This is a genomic window from Rhizobium sp. UBA1881 (assembly GCF_002338015.1).
In the GTDB taxonomy this organism is placed as follows: Bacteria; Pseudomonadota; Alphaproteobacteria; order Rhizobiales; family Rhizobiaceae; genus Rhizobium.
Map to the genome: position 1 here is coordinate 16,055 of NZ_DDHH01000007.1, position 22,106 is coordinate 38,160.

23 protein-coding genes and 2 tRNA genes are annotated in these 22,106 nt (G+C 61.3%); 16 read left to right on the forward strand and 9 right to left on the reverse strand.

Translation table 11 applies throughout. The features are described from left to right. Positions 1 to 11: 11 nt before the first annotated feature. The 3 genes from B3605_RS00880 (at position 12) to B3605_RS00890 (ending at position 1,928) form a co-directional block, all read left to right on the forward strand. Complete coding sequence (locus B3605_RS00880; RefSeq protein ID WP_296431653.1) at positions 12 to 752, forward strand: NUDIX hydrolase; 741 nt, start codon at positions 12 to 14, stop codon at positions 750 to 752. 65 nt (positions 753 to 817) lie between these two features. Next, entirely contained in the window at positions 818 to 1,729 is a 912-nt protein-coding gene (locus tag B3605_RS00885) for a PhzF family phenazine biosynthesis protein (protein ID WP_112941757.1), read from the forward strand. Between the two features lie 123 nt (positions 1,730 to 1,852). Further along, positions 1,853 to 1,928: transfer RNA gene (locus B3605_RS00890), tRNA-Lys, on the forward strand. A gap of 279 nt (positions 1,929 to 2,207) precedes the next feature. On the opposite strand, the gene B3605_RS00895 is transcribed toward B3605_RS00890, so the two are convergent. Next, a complete protein-coding gene (locus B3605_RS00895) occupies positions 2,208 to 3,392 on the reverse strand; it encodes an MFS transporter (protein WP_112941756.1) in 1,185 nt (394 codons plus the stop codon). Positions 3,393 to 3,624: 232 nt separating this feature from the next. Between B3605_RS00895 and B3605_RS00900 the strand changes: the two genes are divergently transcribed. The 4 genes from B3605_RS00900 to B3605_RS00915 all read left to right on the forward strand — a co-directional run bounded on the left by B3605_RS00900 (position 3,625) and on the right by B3605_RS00915 (position 7,783). After that, positions 3,625 to 4,389 carry a TIM barrel protein gene (locus B3605_RS00900; RefSeq protein ID WP_112941755.1) on the forward strand — a complete coding sequence of 255 codons (765 nt, stop codon included), beginning with the start codon at positions 3,625 to 3,627 and terminating at the stop codon, positions 4,387 to 4,389. 145 nt (positions 4,390 to 4,534) lie between these two features. Beyond that, a complete protein-coding gene (locus tag B3605_RS00905; RefSeq protein WP_112941754.1) occupies positions 4,535 to 5,761 on the forward strand; it encodes an adenylate/guanylate cyclase domain-containing protein in 1,227 nt (408 codons plus the stop codon). A gap of 164 nt (positions 5,762 to 5,925) precedes the next feature. Next, positions 5,926 to 7,257: an NAD(P)/FAD-dependent oxidoreductase gene (locus B3605_RS00910; RefSeq protein WP_112941753.1), complete on the forward strand. Its 1,332-nt coding sequence runs from the start codon at positions 5,926 to 5,928 to the stop codon at positions 7,255 to 7,257. Positions 7,258 to 7,426: 169 nt separating this feature from the next. After that, positions 7,427 to 7,783 carry a cupin domain-containing protein gene (locus B3605_RS00915; RefSeq protein ID WP_112941752.1) on the forward strand — a complete coding sequence of 119 codons (357 nt, stop codon included), beginning with the start codon at positions 7,427 to 7,429 and terminating at the stop codon, positions 7,781 to 7,783. 105 nt (positions 7,784 to 7,888) lie between these two features. On the opposite strand, the gene B3605_RS00920 is transcribed toward B3605_RS00915, so the two are convergent. Then, positions 7,889 to 7,963: transfer RNA gene (locus tag B3605_RS00920), tRNA-Glu, on the reverse strand. A gap of 169 nt (positions 7,964 to 8,132) precedes the next feature. Then, complete coding sequence (locus B3605_RS00925; RefSeq protein ID WP_112945707.1) at positions 8,133 to 9,194, reverse strand: class I SAM-dependent methyltransferase; 1,062 nt, start codon at positions 9,192 to 9,194, stop codon at positions 8,133 to 8,135. Positions 9,195 to 9,435: 241 nt separating this feature from the next. Here B3605_RS00925 and B3605_RS00930 point away from each other — a divergent pair, with 241 nt between their 5' ends. Beyond that, positions 9,436 to 9,870: a hypothetical protein gene (locus B3605_RS00930; RefSeq protein ID WP_112433923.1), complete on the forward strand. Its 435-nt coding sequence runs from the start codon at positions 9,436 to 9,438 to the stop codon at positions 9,868 to 9,870. 107 nt (positions 9,871 to 9,977) lie between these two features. Here the strand turns inward: B3605_RS00930 and B3605_RS00935 are convergent, their stop codons facing one another. The 4 genes from B3605_RS00935 to B3605_RS00950 form a co-directional block, all read right to left on the reverse strand. Then, positions 9,978 to 10,751, reverse strand: a complete 774-nt coding sequence (locus B3605_RS00935; protein WP_018900031.1) for an amino acid ABC transporter ATP-binding protein — start codon at positions 10,749 to 10,751, stop codon at positions 9,978 to 9,980. Positions 10,752 to 10,768: 17 nt separating this feature from the next. Further along, entirely contained in the window at positions 10,769 to 11,923 is a 1,155-nt protein-coding gene (locus tag B3605_RS00940) for an amino acid ABC transporter permease (RefSeq protein WP_112945705.1), read from the reverse strand. A 4-nt stretch (positions 11,924 to 11,927) separates the two neighbouring features. After that, positions 11,928 to 13,133 carry an amino acid ABC transporter permease gene (locus B3605_RS00945; protein WP_112945704.1) on the reverse strand — a complete coding sequence of 402 codons (1,206 nt, stop codon included), beginning with the start codon at positions 13,131 to 13,133 and terminating at the stop codon, positions 11,928 to 11,930. A gap of 97 nt (positions 13,134 to 13,230) precedes the next feature. Further along, entirely contained in the window at positions 13,231 to 14,256 is a 1,026-nt protein-coding gene (locus B3605_RS00950) for an amino acid ABC transporter substrate-binding protein (protein WP_018900028.1), read from the reverse strand. A 379-nt stretch (positions 14,257 to 14,635) separates the two neighbouring features. On the opposite strand from B3605_RS00950, the gene B3605_RS00955 reads away from it, so the two are divergent. Continuing rightward, complete coding sequence (locus B3605_RS00955; protein WP_112945703.1) at positions 14,636 to 15,826, forward strand: cystathionine beta-lyase; 1,191 nt, start codon at positions 14,636 to 14,638, stop codon at positions 15,824 to 15,826. 12 nt (positions 15,827 to 15,838) lie between these two features. On the opposite strand, the gene B3605_RS00960 is transcribed toward B3605_RS00955, so the two are convergent. After that, positions 15,839 to 16,990, reverse strand: coding sequence for an FAD-dependent monooxygenase (locus B3605_RS00960; RefSeq protein ID WP_112945702.1), 1,152 nt, complete (start codon positions 16,988 to 16,990; stop codon positions 15,839 to 15,841). Between the two features lie 43 nt (positions 16,991 to 17,033). Then, positions 17,034 to 17,279, reverse strand: a complete 246-nt coding sequence (locus tag B3605_RS00965; RefSeq protein WP_112945701.1) for a zinc-finger domain-containing protein — start codon at positions 17,277 to 17,279, stop codon at positions 17,034 to 17,036. Positions 17,280 to 17,465: 186 nt separating this feature from the next. On the opposite strand from B3605_RS00965, the gene B3605_RS00970 reads away from it, so the two are divergent. The 7 genes from B3605_RS00970 to B3605_RS01000 form a co-directional block, all read left to right on the forward strand. Beyond that, entirely contained in the window at positions 17,466 to 18,251 is a 786-nt protein-coding gene (locus tag B3605_RS00970) for an alpha/beta fold hydrolase (RefSeq protein WP_112945700.1), read from the forward strand. 200 nt (positions 18,252 to 18,451) lie between these two features. Then, entirely contained in the window at positions 18,452 to 19,300 is an 849-nt protein-coding gene (cysE, locus tag B3605_RS00975; protein ID WP_026283285.1) for a serine O-acetyltransferase, read from the forward strand. A 137-nt stretch (positions 19,301 to 19,437) separates the two neighbouring features. Beyond that, complete coding sequence (locus tag B3605_RS00980) at positions 19,438 to 19,641, forward strand: DUF3126 family protein (protein ID WP_018900022.1); 204 nt, start codon at positions 19,438 to 19,440, stop codon at positions 19,639 to 19,641. Positions 19,642 to 19,791: 150 nt separating this feature from the next. Then, the gene (locus B3605_RS00985; RefSeq protein WP_111561397.1) at positions 19,792 to 20,226 is read left to right on the forward strand and encodes a DUF3597 domain-containing protein; all 435 of its coding nucleotides are present in this window, start codon (positions 19,792 to 19,794) and stop codon (positions 20,224 to 20,226) included. A 254-nt stretch (positions 20,227 to 20,480) separates the two neighbouring features. Further along, on the forward strand, positions 20,481 to 20,849 hold the full coding sequence (locus B3605_RS00990) for a phasin family protein (protein WP_112945699.1): 369 nt from the start codon (positions 20,481 to 20,483) through the stop codon (positions 20,847 to 20,849). A 259-nt stretch (positions 20,850 to 21,108) separates the two neighbouring features. After that, positions 21,109 to 21,462, forward strand: coding sequence for an ATP-dependent Clp protease adapter ClpS (gene clpS / locus B3605_RS00995; RefSeq protein WP_018900019.1), 354 nt, complete (start codon positions 21,109 to 21,111; stop codon positions 21,460 to 21,462). A 10-nt stretch (positions 21,463 to 21,472) separates the two neighbouring features. Beyond that, positions 21,473 to 22,106 (forward strand): Clp protease N-terminal domain-containing protein (locus tag B3605_RS01000; protein WP_296431686.1); only part of this gene is annotated, 634 nt, incomplete at its 3' end.

Genomic DNA, 22,106 nt, shown 5'->3' on the forward strand with positions numbered 1-22,106 from the left:
ATGGATTTGAGATGGATTTTTCAGAGGATTTCGCCGGCTGGCCGGAGCCGCGCACGGTGTTTCCCATCGCGGGCGTCGATCTTAGGGTTCTGCCCGGCGACCATCCGTTCTATAGCGCCAATCGCGAGGCGATCGCGGAGAACTGGGTCAGCGAAACGGCGGCGAACCCGCATCTTTTCGATGGCCGGATGATTTTCCAGAAGCGGCTGGCGCTGACGAGCGAGGGCCTTGCGGGCGAGGGGTACATGATTCCCTTCTCCACCTTCATGTATTGGCGCCGGCAGCCGGAGCGGCAGGGTGGCATTCATCTCTTCGCCTATCCCGTTATCGAAAGCAGCGATGGGGCGCTGGTGGCGATCCGCATGGGGGCGCATACGGCCAATCCTGGGCAGGTCTATTTCGCGGCGGGTTCGCTGGAACCTGAGGATACGTTCGACGGACGCTGCGACCTGGAGCACAACATGCGCCGCGAGGTGCTGGAGGAAACCGGTCTCGACCTTCGCGATGCGCAGGCAGGCGAGGGATATTTCGCGACCTATCATCGGCGCACGGTCACCGTGCTCAGGATGTTCCGATTCGATCTGACGGCCGATGAGATCGTCGAGAGGATCCACGCGCACATGCTGGTCGCCGACGACAAGGAAATCGCGGGCGCGGTTGCCATCCGCTCGGCTGATCCGCAGGCCTATTCCTATAACTTCGCGATGCTGCCCGTCATCGACTGGTACTTCCATAAGTCTTCGCTCACCTAACGCCTTGCGCTCGCTCAAGCGGTCGGGCAGGTTGGCGACACGAGGATCGATACAAGGAGGCCGATGTGGCGCGCAGCTACAGCGTCTATGACGTATTCACCAATCGCAAGCTGACGGGCAACCCGCTGGCGGTCATCTTCGATGGCGACGATCTGAGCGACGAGGCGATGCAATCCATCGCCAAGGAACTGAACCTTTCCGAGACGGTCTTCGTGCAGGCATCCGGCAATCCCGCCCATGTCGCCAAGATCCGCATTTTTACGCCGGGCCGGGAACTTCCCTTCGCCGGGCATCCGACCGTTGGAACCGCGATTGCGCTTGCGGAACGCATCCATGGCGGCGCGACGATCGATCTGGTTTCGGTGCTGGAAGAGAATATCGGTCCGGTGCGCTGCGCGGTGCGGCTGAACGAGGGGGAGGCGAGCTTCGCGGAATTCGACCTGCCGCGCAAATCGCAGCAGATCACCATGCCGCTGGACAGAATCGGTATCGGCAAGGCGCTGTCGCTGAAGACGAGCGAGATCGGCTTCGAGAATCACGTTCCCTCGCTGTGGACGGCCGGCGTGCCGTTCCTCCTGGTGCCGGTGCGCGATATCGGCGTGGCCGAGCGGCTGGATTTCGATCCGCAGCTCTGGGAGGCGACCGTGCCTTTCGTCGATGGGGCGCTGGCTTCCGCTTACATCTATTGTCGTGGTGGCGTGAACCACGTGGCGAAGTTCCATACGCGGATGTTTGCGAGCGGCATGGGGATCGTCGAGGACCCGGCAACGGGATCGGCGGCGGCGGCACTGTCAGGTGCGATCCATCATTTCGACCGGCTGCCGGATGGTCATCACGACGTCATGATCGAGCAGGGCGTGGAGATGGGGCGCCCGTCCTTTATCCACCTGCATATGGATATCGAAGGTGGGGCGATTTCGAACGCCCGGATCGGCGGCCAGGCGGTGCGGCTTGCGACCGGTATGCTGGACCTTTGATTTCATTGGATTTCGGCAACGCACAAAAAAATCGCGTTTGTTGAAAGAATTTTCGGAAGGGCGCTAGACAAGCCGAACGATCCTGTTTATACGCCCTCTCACACCACGCAACACAGCGCGGACGGGTGATTAGCTCAGTTGGTAGAGCAGCTGACTCTTAATCAGCGGGTCGTAGGTTCGAGCCCTACATCACCCACCATTCTTTCAAAGAAATCAAAGTATTGCAGATGCAACACTCGCTTCGGCGAGTGCCGCCGGGAATGCGGAGCCTGCGATTTATCCGACGGTTTTTGATCTTCATTCAACCGCGCGAATCACAACGGTCGCGCGATCTCTGGCGATGCTGAAAAGCATGTTCCGGACCCACTCGAATCGGGATTTTTTCGCAGTGCATGATTTGCCGGCTCAGCGATTCGCTGTTCCCTCGCGAACGCCATCGGCGGTCGCGAAAATTCTTTTTCGAGCTTGCCGTCGTTAGTTAGGCCGCGCTTCCGGCGCTCGCATCGGTCGGCTGGTCGGCACGTCTGCGGCTGGGCAAAGACTTGATCGACAGCAGCGCGTAGATGATCAGCGGCAGGCAGATGAGGTAGGCGATGCGCATGCCGGCGTGGTCGGCGATAAAGCCGAGCAGTGGCGGCGCCAGGAAGAACACCACGAAGGACATCTGCGCCACGGCCGCGACGTTGACGTGTGACGGGCGATCGGTGCGCTGCGCGGCCGCTGACACGCTGAGGGGATAGACGGCGCTGCAGCCGGCGCCCATCAGGCCGAAGCCGAGCAATGCCACGAAGGGGTGCGGTGCCGCCCAGACGGCGATGACGCCGGCGGCGGCCAGCACCAGCAGAACCGTCGCCACCGCGCGTGCGCCAAAGCGATCGACCTGCGGGTCGACCAGCAGGCGGGCGGCGGCCATGAAGAAGGTGAACGAGGTGAGGCCCAGTCCGCCGATGAAGGGTTCGGAATTGAAGACGTCGCGCATGTAGATCGCCGACCAGTCGATGCCGGCGCCCTCGATCAGGAAGGCGGCGATGCCGATGCCGCAGAGCGGCAGCAGGGCTGCCGTCGGCAGCGCGATCAACGGCGCTTTCGCTTCTTCATGGTGCGTGACGCGCGCGGGTGCATTGCGCATGCCCGAGATGACCCAGGTGCCGACGATGAGCACGAAGGCGAAGGTGACACCAAGATGGATGTGCATCGGCACACCTGCCTGGCGGATCCCCGACGCGGCGAGCGCCGTCAGGAAGAAGCCGAGGCTCCAGAAGCCGTGGGCCCGGTTCATCACGCCGCGACCGAGCTGCGCCTCGATACGGTCGATCTCGACATTGAGGTTGATTTCCAGCGAGCCTGCCAGCAGGCCCTCGAGAATGAGAATGCAAAACACGAGGGGAGCGCTTGCCATCCACGGCACCGTCGCGATCAGCGCCGATGTGCCGAGCACGGTGATGAAGGCCGTCGTGCGGGCGCCCAGGCGCTCAATGATGGGGGAGGCGAAGGTGAGCGCGGTCAGCGCACCCACGGCCGCGCCGATCAGCGTCAGGCCCAGTTCCGAACGATCGACGCCGAGCGCCAGCTGCAGGTCCGGCATACGGGCAAGCAGGGCGCCCATCGATACGGCGAAAAGGAAGAAACAGACATAGATTCGGTGCTGCGGCGCGAGCTGCATTGGTGTCTCCAGGTGGGTATGCGCAGATCGGCGCTGGCAATATCCTAGTTCGGGATTTTGCCGATACAATCCAAAATAAACACGATGCGTGTATTTTGCGTGAAAACTATCGCTGTGGTTTGTAATGTAGCGACGGCGAGTCTAATGCTGGCGCGGATGGTTTGACGCGCTTAAAGTCCGGGCAAGTGGCTCGGATCGCACCGTCTGCCTTGCTGAAACGAAGTGAGATGTCATGAAGCTTTCTGCCTGTATCGAATGGCTTTTTGCCGATGAAGCCGAGACCTTTGCCGATCGTATCAGGCTGGCGCACCGCCACGGTGTGGAGGCCGTCGAGTTCTGGCGGTGGACCAACAAGGATGTCGGCAGCATCGAATGGGCCTTGAACGAGACCGGCATCGAGCTTGCAAGCTTCGTCGCCGAGCCGATGATCCCGCTCACTGACCGCGCCAACCAGGCGGCGTTTCTCGAGGGGCTGAAACGGACGATCGAGGTCGCGCGGCGGCTTGGTGCCAGGACGCTGATCGCGCAGGCGGGCGATGACCTCGCGGGTAAGACCCGCGAGGAGCAGCGGGCGGCGCTCACCGAAACGCTGAGCCGGGCCGGCGATGTGCTCGCAGACAGCGGCGTGCGGCTCGGCGTCGAGCCTTTGAACACGCTGATCGACCATGTCGGCTACTTTCTGGAATCGACGCGGGAAGGGCTCGATATCGTCCAGGAGACGGGCAGGCCGGAAATCGGGATCATCTACGATATCTACCACTCCGCCGTCATGGGCGAGGATACGGCTTTGGTGATCGGCGGCGATATCGACAAGGTCTTCCACGTTCATATCGCCGATCATCCCGGCCGCAACGAACCGGGCAGTGGCTCGATCGACCTGACGGCGCGCGCCGATTGGCTCGCGGCTCAGGGCTATCACGGCTACCTGGGGCTGGAGTACCGGCCGACACAGCCAAGCGCGCAAACGATCGAGCAGACACGGCGGCTGCTTGGTTAATCGATCGGGCTTGCCGAAACTTTTTCCGTTAGCTGTTGCCGATAGGGCATTCCATTCCACGACCGGCCACCCCATTTAGCTGGCGTAGGAATGATTTTTTGTTTTGATGTTGAGAAGGCCGCGGGATCTCGCGGAGTGTAGGGCGATGCAATTCCAATCAAACCCGGCTCCACAGCCTTCAGAGCTGAGCGTTGGCCAGTGGCCGAGGCAGAGGACAGCCAGCCTCGACTGGCTGGTCAACGAGACCCGCAACGAGCGCTATATCGACAATCTTCTGGTCCAGCTCTGCGACCGGCTGCGCGACGAGGGCATCCCCGTCAGCCGTGCGACGATGCATTTCAGAACGCATCATCCGCAATGGCTGGGCGCGCGGATTCTCTGGAAGACCGGAATGACCGAAGCAAAGATCACCACCTTCGACTACGGCATCGAAAACACGCCTGAGTTCCTGCGAAGCCCCGTCAACGAGATCTTCAGTGGTGCCGCCGAGGTGCGCAAGGCTATCGAGGCGCTTCGTCCTGGCGACGGGCATGCGGAATTCTACGACGACCTGAAGCGCGAGGGCGTCACCGAGTATATCGCATGGCCGATGGAGCATACGCTCGGCAAGCGGCACATCGTGACCTTCGCCAGCGATCGTCCCGGCGGGTTTCTGGAAGAGCATGTCAATTATCTGAAAGATCTGTTACCGGCGCTGACGATGGTGACCGAAATCCGGCTGAAGAACATCATGGCGCGCACACTGCTGCAGACCTATGTCGGCCCGCATGCCAGCGAGCAGATCCTGGCCGGCGCGACCACGCGCGGCAGCGGCGCCACGGTGGAAGCCGCGATCCTGATCTGTGACCTTCGCGATTTCACGACGATTTCCGACCATTGGCCGCGCGACGACGTGATCGAGCTCCTCAACGGATATTTCGACGCGATGTCGGAGCCGATCGAGAAGCATGGCGGCGAGATCCTGAAGTTCATGGGCGACGGCATGCTGGCGATCTTCCCGCTCAGCAACCCCGAGGCCTGCGAGAACCTGTTGCAGGCGATCAAGACCGCCGAGGCATCGATGGTCGAGCTCAATGCCGAGAATAAGCGCAAGGGCCGCGAGGTTCTTCGCTACGGGATAGGCGTGCACGTCGGAGAGGTGATGTACGGCAATATCGGATCACGCCGGCGGCTCGATTTTACCGTGATCGGCCCGGCCGTAAATGTCGCTTCGCGGCTGGAGAGCCTGACGAAGGAGATCAAGCGGCCGGTGCTTCTGTCCCGGGCGTTCGTGGAGATGGCGGGGCAGGAAGACGAGATGGATAGCCTCGGCGCGTTTCCGCTCCGCGGGCTTGGCGAACCGGTCGACGTGTTTGCGTTTCCATTGAAATAATCGGGTGGCTTTTGGTGGTCGCGGCGCGCGTTATTCGGCCTCGCGATCGTCGCAAGTTGTTCTTATCCGCGGCAAATTCGCGCTTGTGGCGGATTTGCTGTTTCTAGCGCGAGCTGCCGGCGCTAGACCATCTCGCGAAACAAGCAACATCCGCGAGATCCCTTATGCCCGGTCCTTATGTCGTTCCCGTTCACGGCGATGAAACGCTTCCTGATGCCTGCGATGTTGTGGTGATCGGCGGCGGGATCGTCGGGTGCTCGACGGCGCTGGAGCTCGCCGAGCGTGGGCTGAAAGTCGTCTTGTGCGAGAAGGGTGGCATCGGGCAGGAGCAGTCCAGCCGCAACTGGGGCTGGGTGCGCATTTCGATGCGCGACCCGCGCGAGGTGCCGCTGATGGCGGAGGCGCTGCGCATATGGGACAATCTCGACGCCCGCACAGGCCGCGATACCGGCTTCAAGCGCGCCGGCATCATCTTTACCTGCGCCAACGAGAAGGAGCTGTCGGATCACGACCGCTGGCGCGCCAATCTCCGGGACTATCAGATCGACACGAGGATGCTGAGCGCCCGCGAGTTCGGCGATCTCTTTCCGGGCTCGAAGCTGCCCATGGCCGGCGCGCTCTATACGCCCGCTGACGGCCGCGCCGAACCGCAGAAGGCAGCACCCGCGATTGCCGAGGCCGCGCGTGACAAGGGCGCCACCATCCTCACGTCCTGTGCGGTACGCGGGATCGAGTTGGCTGCGGGCGCCGTCTGCGGCGTGGTGACAGAACGCGGGCCGATCGCCTGCCAGGCCGTGGTTCTCGCCGGTGGGGCATGGTCCAGCCTGTTTTCGGGCCGCTTCGGGATCGATCTTCCGCAGCTGAAGGTGATGAACAGCGTCCTGAGGACCAAGCCGATCGAGGGCGGGCCGGAGCAGACCATCTGGGCCAACGACTTCGCCATCCGCAAGCGCCAGGACGGCGGATATACGGTGGCGTCGGGCTACGACAATATCGTCGACATCGTGCCGGCGTCGTTTCGCCATGCCATGGATTTTCTGCCGGCGCTGCGCTCGGAGTGGAAGGCGCTCTCTTTCAGGCTCGGACTACGCTTCCTCGAAGAAGCCCGCATCCCGCGCCAGTGGTCGCTCAATGAGGCAAGCCCCTTCGAATATAACAGGGTGCTCGATCCCATCCCATCCAGGCGCAAGCAGGACAAGGCGCTGGCGGAGCTGAAGGCCGCGTTTCCCGTTTTCGAGAAGGCCGAGATCGCGCAGCGCTGGGCGGGCTATATCGACGTGACGCCCGATGCGGTGCCCGTCATCTCCGACGTCGAGGCCATTCCGGGCTTCCATATCGCAACCGGCTTTTCCGGCCACGGCTTCGGCATCGCGCCGGCCGCCGGGCGGCTGATGGCCGATATCGTGACGGGCAGGGCGCCGATCGTCGATCCCAAGGCGTTCCGGCTGTCGCGGTTCAGCGATGGGTCGAAGATCGAGTTGATCAGCGGGGTTTGATTGCTGATCGGCCTCTGGTCGCTTCACGCCACCCGTACATATTGCGCCCAAGTTTTCACAATCGTTCAAGACGCGGCTTCCATTCCCGTGTGACACATCCACGGCAGATGTCGCGAAGAGATCATCGTCTCGATCGCGGACAATGACGGAATGGAGTGAGGAAATGCAGATGCAGACAGTCAATCTCGATGAGAAGTTGAGCCAGTTTTCAAGTCACTGGGATCCGCACGTCATCGCCGACTACAACGAAAATGACGTGATGGTCGTTAAGTTCATCGGCGAATACCCTTTTCACAAGCATGACACGACAGATGACTTTTTCTACGTGCTGGAAGGTGAAATGGAGATGGATATCGAAGGGGAGCCGCCTCGCACGATCAAGGCCGGCGAGTTGTTCGTCGTGCCCAAGGGGATTGTTCATCGTCCCCGAGCCAAGAACGAAGTCAAGGTTCTCTTGATCGAGCCCAAGGGAGAGCCAAACTCCGGCGATTCCGATCGTGAACCGGCACCCAAGCCGCGCATCTGACATTTCGTGACGTCGATGCGCTGAATGGCGTTAGCGCCGAGCGCGGGTGATCACTCCGGTATTGCTCGGGCGAAACTCAAGAAAATGTAATGAAATCAACCACGATGGCACGCCCTAGGGGAGTCGAACCCCTCTTCCCAGAATGAAAATCTGGTGTCCTAACCGATAGACGAAGGGCGCTTCCTTCGTGGTGGCGCCCTTATAATCAGGCACTTGGATTCCCGCAAGCGGCAAAACGCATAAAAATGGCGATGCGCTGATCTTTTCCCTATCTGGTTGATAGTTAACGGCTATTTTCAGCGTTTGGCGATACGTCGATCCTGTCCGGGCCGTGGATGTCGGCCTCTTTTCAAGCGCGAACCTCGAACACCATGTTGAACGGCGTTTCGGTGGCGCGGTGGAAATGCTTGAAGCCGGCGTCGAGCGCCACCTTGCGCAATCGCGTTTCACCGGCCTGCGCCCCGAGCGCCAGTCCGACCTCCTGCGACATCGAGGCGGGCGTGCAGATCATCGTCGAGGCGCCGTAGTAGACGCGGCCGACAGGGTTGAGATTGTCCTTGAGGTGATCATGCGCGAAGGGCTCGACGATCATCCAGGTGCCGCCGGGCGCAAGCGTTTCCTTCACATGCTTTCCCGCGCCGACGGGATCGCCCATGTCGTGCAGGCAATCGAACATGGCGACAAGGTCGTAGCTTCCTGCCGGGAAGCTCGCGGCCGAGGCCTGCTCGAAGCTGACGCGGTCGGATACGCCGGCCTCCTTGGCCGCCATCCGTGCGCGTTCGATCGACGGCATGTGGTAGTCGTAGCCGACGAAGCGCGAGGCGGGATAGGCCTGCGCCATCAGGATGGTCGAGCTGCCATGGCCGCAGCCGACATCGGCCACCTTGGCGCCGGCCTTCAGCTTTTTCTCGACGCCATCGAGCGCCGGTATCCACTCGGTGACAAGGCTGTTGTTGTAGCCGGTGCGGAAGAAGCGCTCGGTGCCGCGAAACAGGCAGTTGCTGTGCTCGTGCCAGCCGAGCCCCTTGCCGGTGCGGAAGGCGTCGGCCACCTTCGGCTCGTCCGTCCACATCGCCTGCACCAGCTGGAACGCGCCGGTGAAGAAGGCGGGGCTGTCCTCGTCGGCGAAGACAAGCGCCTGCTCCGGCGTCAGCCGGAAGCGGTCGGTCTTTTCGTCATAGGTCAAATAGTCGGCGGCGGCGAGCGCCGACAGCCATTCGCGCAGATAGCGCTCCTTGACCGCCGTCTTTTCCGCAAGCTCGGCGGCGGTCACGGGCTCGCCGTCGCTCATCGCCTTGAACAGTCCGACGTCGTCGCCGAGCACCACCAGGGAGCCGGATACGGCGGCGCCGATATCGCCGACCAGCCGGCCGACGAGGGCATCCACTTTTTGCATGTCGGGTTGGCGCATGTCATCCTCCATAAAAATGCAGGGAAGAACCAGCGGCGCGACTATACACCCGCTCACGGTCGCGTGAAAGGACGGCGGAGTAGGGGGCGATGGCAGTGTGGAGCCTAAAGCGTGGCCGCTGCGAGCTGCGCGTATTGGTGTCACGCAATATTCGCGCAACCATCGAAAAAGCCGCGTTGACAACAAAATGCGCCGGGATAAGAGTGGCTTAGCCTGCATATAAGGCTTTGGAGGAATGACCATGATCAAGCATCTGACAATTCTTGCCTCTGTTTCCCTGCTCGGCGCGCTCGCCTTCGCCACGCCGTCCTCGGCGCTCTCGATGAAAGAGTGCAGCGCCAAGTACAAGTCGGCGCAGGCGGATGGTTCCGCCAAGGACATCAAGTGGAACGACTTCCGCAAGGCGCAGTGCGGCCCGGATGCGACCGCCGAGCCTGACGTTACGATGGCGACCGGCGCCGAGCCTGAAAAGCCGACCATGGACGCTCCCAAGGGCGTGACCTTCCCGACGGCGATTTCTCCCAAATACGCCAAGGAAACTCCCGGCAAGGGCCGCATGCACACTTGCGTCGATTCCTACCACACCAACAAGGACGCCAACACGCTGAACGGCCTGAAGTGGATCCAGAAGGGCGGTGGCTTCTACAGCCTCTGCAATGCCAAGCTGAAGGGCTGATTTCGGCATTTTATGTTGGTGTAAGGCACCATCAGAAACGCTAGAAACAGAAAACCCGCCGCGGCCTTCGCCCGGCGGGTTTTTCATTAAGCGTTGTTACCGCAGTCCTAGTGCAGGATCTGGCTGAGGAAGAGCTTGGTGCGCTCGTGCTGCGGATTGTCGAAGAACTCGGCGGGCGAGTTCTGTTCGACGATCTGGCCCTGGTCCATGAAGATGACGCGGTTGGCGACCTGGCGGGCGAAGCCCATTTCGTGGGTGACGCACAGCATCGTCATGCCTTCTTCGGCAAGACCGACCATGGTGTCGAGCACTTCCTTGATCATTTCAGGGTCGAGCGCCGATGTCGGCTCGTCGAACAGCATGATCTTCGGGTTCATGCACAGCGAGCGGGCGATTGCCACGCGCTGCTGCTGACCGCCGGAGAGCTGGCCCGGATACTTGTTGGCCTGCTCGGGGATCTTGACGCGCTTGAGGAAGTGCATGGCGATCTCTTCGGCCTGCTTCTTCGGCATCTTGCGCACCCAGATCGGCGCCAGCGTGCAGTTTTCCAGGATCGTCAGGTGCGGGAAGAGGTTGAAGTGCTGGAAGACCATGCCGACTTCGCGGCGCACTTCGTCGATCTTCTTCAGGTCGTTGGTGAGTTCCGTGCCATCGACGATGATCTGGCCCTTCTGGTGTTCTTCCAGACGGTTGATGCAGCGGATCATCGTCGACTTGCCGGAGCCCGAAGGGCCGGCAATGACGATGCGCTCGCCGCGCATGACCTTCAGGTTGATGTCGCGCAGCACGTGGAAATCACCGTACCACTTGTTCATGCCGATGATCTCAATGGCAACATCGGTTGCCGACACGGTCATCTTTTTGGGTTGGGCTTCAGCCATGATTTTTCCCCTTGCTCTTATCGTTTGTGGCCAGTGTCGAGGTGGCGTTCCATGAAGTTTGAATAGCGTGACATGCCGAAGCAGAAAAGCCAGAAAACGAAGCCCGCGAAGATCAGGCCGGTCAAAGGCGTCACCGCACTGGCCCAGTTGGCGTCAGAGAAGTTCAGGCGCACGATGTTCAACAGGTCGAACATGCCGATGATCGACACCAGCGACGTATCCTTGAAGGTGCCGATGAAGGTGTTGACGATGCTGGGGATAACCAGCTTGATCGCCTGCGGCATGATCACCAGCCGGGTCTTCTGCCAGTAGCCGAGGCCGAGCGAATCCGCGCCCTCGAACTGGCCCTTCGGAATGGCCTGCAGGCCGCCGCGGATGACTTCGGCCATGTAGGCCGAGGTGAAGATCGACACCCCGATCAGTGCGCGCAGCAGCTTGTCGATGGTCCAGCCGGTCGGCAGGAACAGCGGCAGCATGACGCTTGCCATGAAGAGGACGGTGATCAGCGGCACGCCGCGGACGATTTCGATGAAGGCCACGCAGACCATGCGGATGACGGGCATCTTCGATCGCCGACCGAGCGCGAGCAGGATGCCGCAGGGGAAGGAGACCGCGATGCTGACGAAGGACAGGATCAGCGTCACCATCAGGCCGCCCCAGAGCGACGTTTCCACGACCTCGAGACCGAAGCCGCCGTAAAGCAGCCAGAAGGAAACGACCGGCAGGACGAGGAACAGCAGGATCGCGTTCAGACCCTTGCGCGGCACCGACGGGATCAGCATCGGCACCAAGAGTGCCACGAACAGGATGCCGACGATGGTCGGGCGCCAGCGGTCGCTGATCGGATAGCGGCCGAAGATGAACTGGTCGTACTTGGCCTGCACGAAGGCCCAGCAGGCGCCGCTCCAGCCCTCGGGCTGAACGCCGCCCTGGACTGTCGTTGCGCAGAAGGTGCGGTCGGGACCGGACCAGACGGCCTCGATGAACAGCCAGTTGACGATGTGCGGCACCGCCCAGAGGATGAGCGCTAGCGCAAGCACCGTCAGCACGACGTCTTTCGGCGTCGCCAGAAGGTTCTTGCGGACCCAGGCAGTGACGCCCTTTTCTCCCGCCGGGGCGGGTTCGGGCGACAGCATGGTGGTTCGGACGAAGGAGTTCTTCGATACGGACATCGTCTTATCTCTCCACCAGGGCCATCTTGGCGTTGAACCAGTTCATGAATAGCGAGGTGAGAATGCTCAGTCCGAGGTAGATGATACCCCAGATGCAGACGATCTCGATCGCCTGGCCACTCTGGTTCATGATGGTGCCGCCGACCGCGACGAGGTCGGAGAAGCCGATGGCGATCGCCAGCGACGAGTTCTTGGTGAGGTTGAGATACTGGCTCGTCAGCGGCGGAATGATGATGCGCATGGCCTGCGGCACGACGACGAGGCGCGTGACGCTGGAGGGATGCAGACCGAGCGCGCCGGCCGCTTCCGACTGGCCCTTCGGCACACCCCGGATACCGCCGCGAACGATCTCGGCGATGAAGGAGGCGGTGTAGAAGGACAGCGCCAGGAACAGCGACATGAACTCAGGCCCGACGACCGAGCCGCCGGTGAGGTTGAACTTGCCGGCAACGGGAATGTCGAAGGACATCGGCAGTCCCGATGCGAGGAAGGCCACGACGGGCAATCCGACGATGAGCCCGATCGACACCCATATGGTGTGGAACGGCTTGCCGGTGGCCGCCTGCCGCTTGTGCGCCCAGCGCGCCATGAAGATGACGGCGATGATCGCGATCACGAAGGCGGCGAGCACCGCGAGCATGCCGCTCTCGAAGATCGGGCGAGGGAAGGCCAGGCCGCGATTGTTGAGGAACATGCTGAACGGCAGGTGCAGCGATTCACGCGGCTGCGGCAGAACGGCGAGAACGCCGGAATACCAGAAGAAGATGACGAGCAGCGGCGGGATGTTGCGGAACACCTCGACGTAGATCTGGCAGAGCTTGGCGATCAGCCAGTTGTGCGACAGGCGCCCGATGCCGACGATGAAGCCGATGATGGTCGCCGTGATGATGCCGGTGATGGCCACCAGCATGGTGTTGAGGATGCCGACGACAAGAGCGCGTCCGTAGGTCGAATCGCTGGTGTAGGAGATCAGCGACTGGCCGATTTCGAAGCCGGCGCGGCCGCGCAGGAAGCCGAAGCCCGAGGCCGTGTTGCTGCGTGCGAGGTTGGCCGCGGTGTTGTGCGCGATCCACCAGACGAGGCCGACGAGTGCGACGACGGTGATGACCTGGAAGAAGATGCCCCGATATTTCGGGTCGTTGAGTACGGACCGGTAGTTCCAGCCGCTTTCGGATATGGGTGTGGTGTGAGCCGCCTCTTGCTGCGCCATGCCGAGCCTTTCCCCTGTGTGCCCCTTTTAGGGCTTTTCTTTTTTGGAAGACGGAAAGGCGGCTTGGCCGCCTTTCCGGGCTTTCATATGGGGCCGATTAGCGGACCGGAGGTGCGTACTGGATGCCGCCCTTGTTCCACAGCGCGTTCAGGCCACGAGCGATCTTCAGCGGGCTGCCCTGGCCGATATTGCGCTCGAAGATTTCGCCGTAGTTGCCGACGCCCTTGATGACGTTTGCAGCCCAGTCGTTGGTGAGACCGAGATCGGTGCCGATCTTGGTGTCAGCCTCGGAGCCGAGGAAGCGCTTGATATCCGGGTTCGGCGAGTTCTTCATCTCGTCGACGTTGGCCTGAGTGATGCCGAATTCCTCGGCATTGATCAGCGCGTAAGCCGTCCAGGAAACGATGTCGAACCACTGGTCGTCGCCCTGGCGAACGGCCGGGCCGAGCGGCTCCTTGGAGATGATCTCAGGCAGGATCATGTGCTCGTCGGGGTTCTTCAGCGTCAGACGCAGCGAGTAGAGGCCGGACTGGTCGGTGGTGTAGACGTCGCAACGGCCCGAATCATAGGCCGCGTTGACTTCCTCGAGCTTTTCGAAAACCACCGGATTGTACTGCAGGTTGTTGGCCTTGAAGTAGTCGGCGAGGTTGAGCTCGGTCGTCGTGCCGGACTGTACGCAGATGGCCGCGCCCGAGAGTTCGAGAGCCGACTTCACGTTCAGGCTCTTGCGAACCATGAAGCCCTGACCGTCGTAATAGGTGATCGGGCGGAAGTTGAAGCCGAGAGCGGTGTCGCGGTTGATGGTCCAAGTCGTGTTACGCGACAGAACGTCGATTTCGCCGGACTGCAGCGCCGTGAAGCGCTCCTTGGCGTTGGTCGGCGTGTACTTCACCTTGGTCGGATCGCCGAAGACGGCGGATGCAACGGCCTTGCAGAAATCGACGTCGAAACCGGCCCAGTTGCCGGAAGCGTCAGGTGCCGCGAAACCGGTCAGGCCGGTGTTGACGCCGCACTGAACGAACCCTTTTGCTTTTACGTCCCCGAGCGTCGTCGCCGAAGCTGCCGAAGCGCCAAGTGCGAAGACTGCTGCGCCAATGGCGACCGACAGAAGCTTAATCTTCATTTTTCCCAACCTTTTTCCGTTATCTTTTGTTTATTGTGGGAGCATCCGCAGAAGCATGCAGACCCCCCAAGCGACCCGACACCCTCCCGGCGCGAGTGGGTCTATCACAGTCGGAAATGTCACCACGGTCAAGTCTCGCGCCACAAGATTGCGTGATATTTCGGCAATTTGCTAAGCGCGGCTCACAAAATGAGCAATTGATTACCCAAAAGGCAGTGTTTGGCGAAAAAAATCGCGTAAACTCTCTGATATATCTGGATAATTGCCGTACCGACCGGTTCTGTTCGTCGACTTTACGTTACGTGAGCGGGGTTGACCCCGCCTTTGGAGAGGTCCAAGACTTCCGCAAAGAGCGTTCATTCCAAAGGCTTAATTAGACATGACAGATAGAGACGGCCTGCTTCAAAACGCCGGCATCAATACCCGCCTTTCGCATATCGGCAATGACCCTTCCGACTATCATGGCTTCGTCAATCCGCCCGTCGTGCACGCGTCCACGGTGCTGTTTCCCAATGCCAAGGCGATGGATCAGCGGGCGCAGAAATACACCTACGGAACACGCGGAACGCCGACCACCGATGCTCTTTGCGAGGCGATCGACGCGCTCGAGGGATCGGCCGGAACGATCCTGGTTCCGTCGGGTCTCGCCGCCGTCACCGTGCCGTTCCTGGCTTTCCTGTCGTCGGGCGATCATGCGCTGGTGGTCGATTCGGTCTATGGCCCGACCCGCCATTTCTGCGACACGATGCTGAAGCGCCTCGGCGTTTCCGTCGAATACTACGATCCGGCGATCGGTGTCGGCATAGAGACGCTGATCAAGCCGAACACCAAGCTGGTGCACACGGAAGCGCCGGGCTCCAACACCTTCGAGATGCAGGATATCCCGGCTATCGCCGCGATCGCTCACAAGCATGGCGCGGTGGTGACGATGGACAATACCTGGGCAACGCCGGTCTATTTCCGGCCGCTCGACTTCGGCGTCGATATCTCGATCCACGCGGCGACGAAATATCCGTCCGGCCACTCCGATATCCTGATGGGCACGGTTTCGGCCAATGCCAAGCATTGGGAGCAACTGCACGAGGCCAACATCACGCTCGGCATCTGCGGTGCGCCTGACGATGCCTACCAGATCCTGCGCGGCCTGCGCACCATGGGCGTGCGCCTCGAGCGTCACTACGAAAGCGCGCTCACCGTCGCCAAATGGCTGGAAGGCCACGAAGACGTGGCCGCGGTGCTGCATCCGGCGCTGCCAAGCTTCCCGGGTCATGAACTCTGGAAGCGCGACTTCAAGGGCGCCAGCGGCATCTTCTCCTTCGTGCTGAAGGCCGATGACCCGGGCGCCTTCAAGCCAAAGGCGCATGCCTTCCTCGATGCGCTGAAGATTTTCGGTCTCGGCTGGTCCTGGGGTGGTTTCGAAAGCCTGGCGGTCCACGTCAACCTGAACGACCGCCGCGTCACCAAGGCGCCGACCGAGGGTCCGGTGATCCGCCTGCAGATCGGTCTCGAGGATGTTGCCGATATCAAGCTCGACATCGAGCGCGGCTTCGCCGCCGCCAAGGCTGTCTGATCAGCGACGCTGTCAGTCGATCGCGCGGTAAGCGTAGATCCAGTCAAGATCCGCCGCGAGACTTTGCGGCGGCTTCAGAGAGAGAACGATATCACGCCCGATCCGGAATGGACCGCGGGCGTGATAGACGAACTGGTTGAACGCGCCGCGCTGGCGCAGCCGGTTCACGCGCGGGACGCGATGCGCTTCGAAGAGCGGCAGCGCTTCTGAAACGGGACGCTTGGCCAGAAACGACGCCAGTTCATAGGCGTCCTCGATCGCCATCGCGGCACCCTGCGCTGCAAATGGCATCATCGCATGCGCCGCATCCCCGATCAGCACCGTATCGCGGCCGTTCTGCCACTTGCCGCGCGTTGCCTCGTAAAGCGGCCAGAAGGTCATCTCGCCGGATTTTTCAAACAGCGACAGCAGCGCCGGGTTCCAGCGCGAGAAGCGGGCGAGCAGCTGTTGGCGCTGCGCCTGCGTCGGCTGCGCCAGCCACTCGCGCGTGGCTGCATGGCCCGTGGTGATCGCCACCATGTTGAAGCTGTCGGTCTCGCGCAGCGGATAGGCGACCAGATGCGCCGATGGTCCGAGAAAGGCCGAGACGCTCTCGCGGTTGAGGATACCCCGCGCATCCGCCGCCGAGACGGTGAAGCGATAGGCGATGTTGCCGGAAAACCGTGAGGAGGGGCTGTCGGCGACAAGATTGCGCGTCTTCGACCAGACGCCATCGGCGCCGATGATCACACCGCCCGCGTGGGTAATGGAGGCGATATCGCCGCTTTCGATGCGCGAGCCGAGATGCAGCGTGCAGTGCGGATTGTCTTTGACGGCGGCAAGCAGCGCGCCTTGCAGGCTGGTGCGATGCAGCACCCCGTAGGGCGCTTCCCAGCGAGCGCGCGCGGCGGGGCCCGATGGCACGGCCGCCAGTTCATGCAAGGACGTGCCGGAGATCAGGCGAATACTGTTCGGCTCGAGCCAGATCGGCGTCAGCAGGTCGAGAACACCGAGCTTGTCGAGGATGCGCGACGCATTGGGCGATATCTGCAGCCCGGCGCCCACCTCGGTCAGCTCCGGCGCCTGCTCGAAGATCTCGGAGCGAATGCCATGCCTGGCGAGTGCCAGCGCCGCCGTCAGACCAGCGACGCCCGCTCCGATAATAGCGGCATGTTCGACCGACATGGTCGATCCAATCTGTGTTTCGGTGAATTAAGCGACGTGTGACTTAGGCGACCTGGAAGTGGAAGACGCAACCGGCCGGGTTCGTCTGGGTGGCCTTCAGTGTGCCGTTGAAGCGGTAGAGGGTCGAGCAGTAGGAACAGACCTTCTCGTTCTCGTCGCCCATGTCGATGAAGATATGCGGGTGGTCGTAGGGAACGGAGGCGCCGGTGCACATGAATTCCTTCACGCCGACTTCGATGACACGGTGTCCGCCGTCGTTCTGGAAGTGAGGGATATTGTGACCGGCCATGAGGGATCTCCGAATGCCTTTGAAAACGTGCGCACCTTATAGTGCGTCGCCGGAAATGTGTCGAGCCAAAGGAGAGGCGCGCCCGATAGTTTTTGGAGGCGCTTTTGGGCCGTGTTTTTTGATTGGGGCAGGGGTTCCCGTCAGCGGCCCGATAAAATATGGTCCCGGCAAAACAGGACTGCCCCGATGAACTTGAATACGCCTGCCTTTTCGACCTTCGTGCACGACGGCCTCAACCTTTCCTATTTCGACGAGGGAAATCCCGAGGGGCCGCCGGTGCTGCTCATCCACGGCTTCGCCTCGACCGCTAGCGTCAACTGGGTCTACCCGGGCTGGCTGAAAACGCTGGGCGAGGCCGGATACCGGGTGATCGCGATGGACAATAGAGGCCACGGCGCAAGCGACAAGCCGCATGATTCCGAAGCCTATCGCCCGTGGATCATGGCCGCTGATTCCATCGCGTTGCTCGATCATCTCGGCATCCCGGAAGCCAACCTGATCGGCTATTCGATGGGCGCGCGCATCTCGGTCTTCGCGACGCTCAGCAGGCCCGATCGCGTCCGTTCGCTGGTGCTCGGCGGCCTCGGCATCGGCATGACCGATGGTGTCGGCGATTGGGACCCGATCGCAGACGCGCTTCTCGCGCCGTCGATTGATGGCGTCACCCATGCCCGCGGCCGGATGTTCCGCGCCTTCGCCGAGCAGACGAAGAGCGACCGCCAGGCGCTCGCCGCCTGCATCAGGGGCTCGCGCGATCTGGTCGAACGAAGCGACATGGCAAAGATCGAGGCGCCGACGCTGGTCGCCGTCGGAACCAAGGACGATATTGCCGGCTCTCCACAGGAGCTGGCGGCGCTGATGCCCGATGCCCGCGCGCTCGACATCCCCGGCCGCGACCACATGCTTGCCGTCGGCGACAAGGTGTTCAAGGCGGCCGTGCTGGACTTCTACGCTGAACTCTCCGCCCGGTGACATCAGGGGCGGGCGCGCAAGGACGATCGTTCACCAAAATGCGGAAATAGCGAAAAGCTGTTTCCGTCGACCCATTTATATCAGCCGGATTTTGCCCTATATAGGGTGACACTCAGGCGCCAGTGGCGTAGCCGGATCGCGCGATCCGGCCGGAATACAATGCCCGGGTGGAATGCCGTCCGGAAGACAAGGAGACCTCGATGGTCGCGAAGTCAGACATTCGTCCTCTTGAGACCCAAGGTTCGCTCAAGGCGATGGACCCGATCTGGGATAGCCTGCGCGAGGAAGCGCGTCTTGCCGCCGAAGCCGATCCGGTGCTGGCGGCATTTCTGTATTCCACCGTGCTCAACCATCGCTCGCTCGAGGAATGCGTGATCTACCGCATCTGCGAGCGCCTTGATCATCCCGATATGCAGGCGATCCTGCTGCGCCAGACCTTCGACCAGATGCTGGCCGACTGGCCGGAATGGGGTGCCATCCTGCGCGTTGATATCCAGGCCGTCTACGACCGCGATCCGGCATGCCTGCGCTTCATGGAAGCGCTGCTCTATTTCAAGGGTTTCCACGCGCTGCAGACGCATCGTCTCGCGCACTGGCTGCTCAATCGCGGCCGTCGTGATCTGGCGCTCTACCTGCAGAGCCGCTCGTCGAGCGTCTTCCAGACCGATATCAACCCGGCCGCCCGTATCGGTCGTGGCATCTTCCTCGATCACGCGACGGGCCTCGTCGTCGGCGAGACCGCCGTCATCGGCGACAACGTCTCGATCCTGCACGGCGTCACGCTCGGTGGCACCGGCAAGGAGGGGGCCGATCGCCATCCGAAGATCGCTAGTGGCGTGCTGATCGGCGCGGGTGCCAAGATCCTCGGCAATATCGAGATCGGTCATTGCTCGCGCATCGCCGCCGGCTCCGTCGTGCTGAAGGCGGTGCCGCCGAAGACGACGGTCGCGGGCGTACCCGCCAAGGTGGTCGGCACGGCCGGCTGTTCGGAACCATCCAGGCTCATGGACCAGGTGATCATGGATCAGGTGATGGGCGCCGACATCTAGGCGCTTTCGTGTCGCTTATAGCGACAACATGGCCTGAAGAACGGCGGGGAAAGCGGTGTCACTACCGGCTCCGCGCCTTTACAGGCCCAACTTTCCCATGCAAAAAGCGGCCATTGAGACCGCTCAGGAGATGCAGTGTGAAGCCCGAAGAAATCAAGAAACTCGACGCCTATTTCAAACGCACGTTCAACCCGGAAATGATCGTCAAGGCACGTCCGCGCAAGAACGATTCCGCTGAAGTCTACATGGGCGAGGAATTTCTGGGCGTCGTCTACATCGATGACGAGGACGGCGACCGCTCGTACAACTTCTCGATGGCGATCCTCGACGTCGATCTCTGATCCGGTCGCGAGGTCCTTCTCGCACCGATTGTGCCTGGGCCGCGGCATCGCGGCCTGGCCGAAATTGCTGGTCCCGCTCTGGACCACCGGGTCTTGCGCCCCATCTTGGGCTTGAGCATGTGCTCGAGCGCCATCAAGGGGAAACCGGACATGGGTATTTTCGACAAGATCAAACACGCAATCTGGGGTGAGGCACACGCCGCCGAGGCAACGCCGGCCGCTGCACCTAAGATCGAGCCTGCGCAGGCACCGATATCGCCCTCCGCGGCCCCAAGCCCGTCTCCGACCCCTGCACCCACATCGCCAGCCACCTCCGCGCCATCGACCTCGGTCGATATCGCCATGGTGCTCGACGCCGCCGTCAAGAAGAATGGCCAGAAGCTCGATTGGCGCCGTTCGATCGTCGATTTGATGAAGGCAGTCGGCATGGATGCGAGCCTGACCGAGCGCAAGGAGCTGGCGACCGAGCTCGGCTATACCGGCGACAAGAACGACTCGGCGACGATGAACATGTTCCTGCACAAGGCGCTTCTGAAGAAGCTGTCGGAGAATGGCGGCAAGGTTCCGGCCGATCTGCTCGACTGATAGTCGTCGAGAAGTATTCGCGGCTCGCAACCGAGTTTTTATTCAAAGCTTACGGTTGCGGCCGCCTGATATATTTTAGCGAAATCAATTAAAGACGTACGTCGCTCGGAAATCGGGCCAGAATTACAATTGCTACCGCAACCAATGATTGTTTTGCATTGCACAAAGTCGCTTGACTTCGTGTGCGGTGCAGCTAACCTTTGTGGCTGAGGCAGGGCAAGGAGGCCCGCGCACGCAGGACCAGGAGGATAGTCATGCTGAATTTTGAGGACACGAATCGCAAGAGCAAGGAAGCCATGGACGCGGTGCTGAAAAGCTACTCGGAAACCGCCAAGGGCCTGCAGGCGATCGCGACGGAAACCACCGAATATTCCAAGAAGTCTTTTCAGGACGCTGTCACGCATTTCGAGACGCTTTCGGGCGCCCGCAGCTTCGAAGCAGTCTTCGAGTTGCAGACCAGCTATGTGAAGTCCGCCTATGAAAACTTTGTCGCCGAAGCGACGAAGCTGACGGAAATGTACTCCGACATCGCCAAGAGCGCCTACAAGCCCTATGAGGCGCCGGTCGCGGCCGCCGCCAAGGCAATGAAGCCGGCGCCGGTTGCGACGCAGACGGCGGCCTAAGCTTAGCGCACACGTCTCTTACCTCTTGAAATACAAAGACCGGCTACGCATCTGCAGCCGGTCTTTTTGTTTTGCCGTCAGGCAGTCTCAAATCTGCGCGCTATTTTTGTGTCTTTGCGCCTGACGCGGGCGAATTGTGATTGCAGTGTGAAGCAAGGGGCTTAAAATCGCTCTATTATGAACTAAGTTAGTAGTCAGACATTCGGCGGGTAAAGCACATCTCCCATGCTCCGCCGGGTTGATCGAGGAACGAATGAAAATGATCGCAACGCCCGTCCGGATGCAGGATGATAGCGAAAGGAACGGGGATAACGGAAATCGCGGCACCTCGGTCATAACGCGCACCAAACCGAAGACCAAGAAGCCTAACCTGTACCGCGTGCTTATTCTGAACGACGACTACACGCCCATGGAATTCGTCATCCACATCCTGGAGCGGTTTTTTCAGAAGGACCGTGAAAGTGCCACCCGCATCATGCTGCATGTCCACAACCACGGCGTTGGCGAATGCGGAACATTTACATACGAGGTGGCGGAAACCAAGGTGAGCCAGGTGATGGACTTCGCCCGACAGCACCAGCATCCGCTGCAATGCGTCATGGAAAAGAAGTGAGGATCTGAACGTGCCAACATTTTCGCCTAGTCTTGAGAAGGCGCTCCATCAGGCACTGACCTTTGCCAACGAGCGGCATCACGAATATGCGACGCTCGAGCATCTGCTGCTCGCCCTGATCGACGACGCCGATGCGGCAGCCGTCATGGGTGCCTGCAACGTCGACCTCGTCGCGCTGAAGAAGACGCTCGTCGAATACGTCGACAATGAACTTTCCAACCTGATCACCGGATACGATGAAGACTCGAAGCCGACCTCCGGCTTCCAGCGTGTCATTCAGCGTGCCGTGATCCATGTGCAGTCGTCCGGCCGCGAGGAAGTGACCGGCGCCAACGTGCTCGTCGCCATCTTCGCCGAGCGCGAAAGCCATGCTGCATACTTCCTGCAGGAGCAGGAAATGACCCGCTACGACGCGGTCAACTACATCTCGCATGGCATCGGCAAGCGCGCCGGCTCTTCGGAGAACCGCACGCCGCGTGGCGCCGAGGAAGGCGAAGCCGAGAGCAAGCCCAATGCCGCTCGCGGCACCGAGGAAGAAGGCGGCGCCAAGAAGCAGCAGGACGCCCTGAAGGCTTATTGCGTCAATCTCAACGAGAAGGCCAAGACCGGCAAGATCGATCCGCTGATCGGCCGCCACGCCGAGG

Coding starts and splice junctions, on each gene's coding strand:
- B3605_RS00915 (WP_112941752.1), top strand. CDS start 7,427: ATGCAGACAGTCAATCTCGATGAGAAGTTGAGCCAGTTTTCAAGTCAC.
- B3605_RS00930 (WP_112433923.1), top strand. CDS start 9,436: ATGATCAAGCATCTGACAATTCTTGCCTCTGTTTCCCTGCTCGGCGCG.
- B3605_RS00905 (WP_112941754.1), top strand. CDS start 4,535: ATGCAATTCCAATCAAACCCGGCTCCACAGCCTTCAGAGCTGAGCGTT.
- B3605_RS00955 (WP_112945703.1), top strand. CDS start 14,636: ATGACAGATAGAGACGGCCTGCTTCAAAACGCCGGCATCAATACCCGC.
- clpS (WP_018900019.1), top strand. CDS start 21,109: ATGATCGCAACGCCCGTCCGGATGCAGGATGATAGCGAAAGGAACGGG.
- B3605_RS00990 (WP_112945699.1), top strand. CDS start 20,481: ATGCTGAATTTTGAGGACACGAATCGCAAGAGCAAGGAAGCCATGGAC.
- B3605_RS00935 (WP_018900031.1), bottom strand. CDS start 10,751: ATGGCTGAAGCCCAACCCAAAAAGATGACCGTGTCGGCAACCGATGTT.
- B3605_RS00900 (WP_112941755.1), top strand. CDS start 3,625: ATGAAGCTTTCTGCCTGTATCGAATGGCTTTTTGCCGATGAAGCCGAG.
- B3605_RS00960 (WP_112945702.1), bottom strand. CDS start 16,990: ATGTCGGTCGAACATGCCGCTATTATCGGAGCGGGCGTCGCTGGTCTG.
- B3605_RS00940 (WP_112945705.1), bottom strand. CDS start 11,923: ATGTCCGTATCGAAGAACTCCTTCGTCCGAACCACCATGCTGTCGCCC.
- B3605_RS00950 (WP_018900028.1), bottom strand. CDS start 14,256: ATGAAGATTAAGCTTCTGTCGGTCGCCATTGGCGCAGCAGTCTTCGCA.
- B3605_RS00910 (WP_112941753.1), top strand. CDS start 5,926: ATGCCCGGTCCTTATGTCGTTCCCGTTCACGGCGATGAAACGCTTCCT.
- B3605_RS00970 (WP_112945700.1), top strand. CDS start 17,466: ATGAACTTGAATACGCCTGCCTTTTCGACCTTCGTGCACGACGGCCTC.
- B3605_RS00945 (WP_112945704.1), bottom strand. CDS start 13,133: ATGGCGCAGCAAGAGGCGGCTCACACCACACCCATATCCGAAAGCGGC.
- B3605_RS00985 (WP_111561397.1), top strand. CDS start 19,792: ATGGGTATTTTCGACAAGATCAAACACGCAATCTGGGGTGAGGCACAC.
- B3605_RS00965 (WP_112945701.1), bottom strand. CDS start 17,279: ATGGCCGGTCACAATATCCCTCACTTCCAGAACGACGGCGGACACCGT.
- B3605_RS00880 (WP_296431653.1), top strand. CDS start 12: ATGGATTTTTCAGAGGATTTCGCCGGCTGGCCGGAGCCGCGCACGGTG.
- cysE (WP_026283285.1), top strand. CDS start 18,452: ATGGTCGCGAAGTCAGACATTCGTCCTCTTGAGACCCAAGGTTCGCTC.
- B3605_RS00925 (WP_112945707.1), bottom strand. CDS start 9,194: ATGCGCCAACCCGACATGCAAAAAGTGGATGCCCTCGTCGGCCGGCTG.
- B3605_RS00895 (WP_112941756.1), bottom strand. CDS start 3,392: ATGCAGCTCGCGCCGCAGCACCGAATCTATGTCTGTTTCTTCCTTTTC.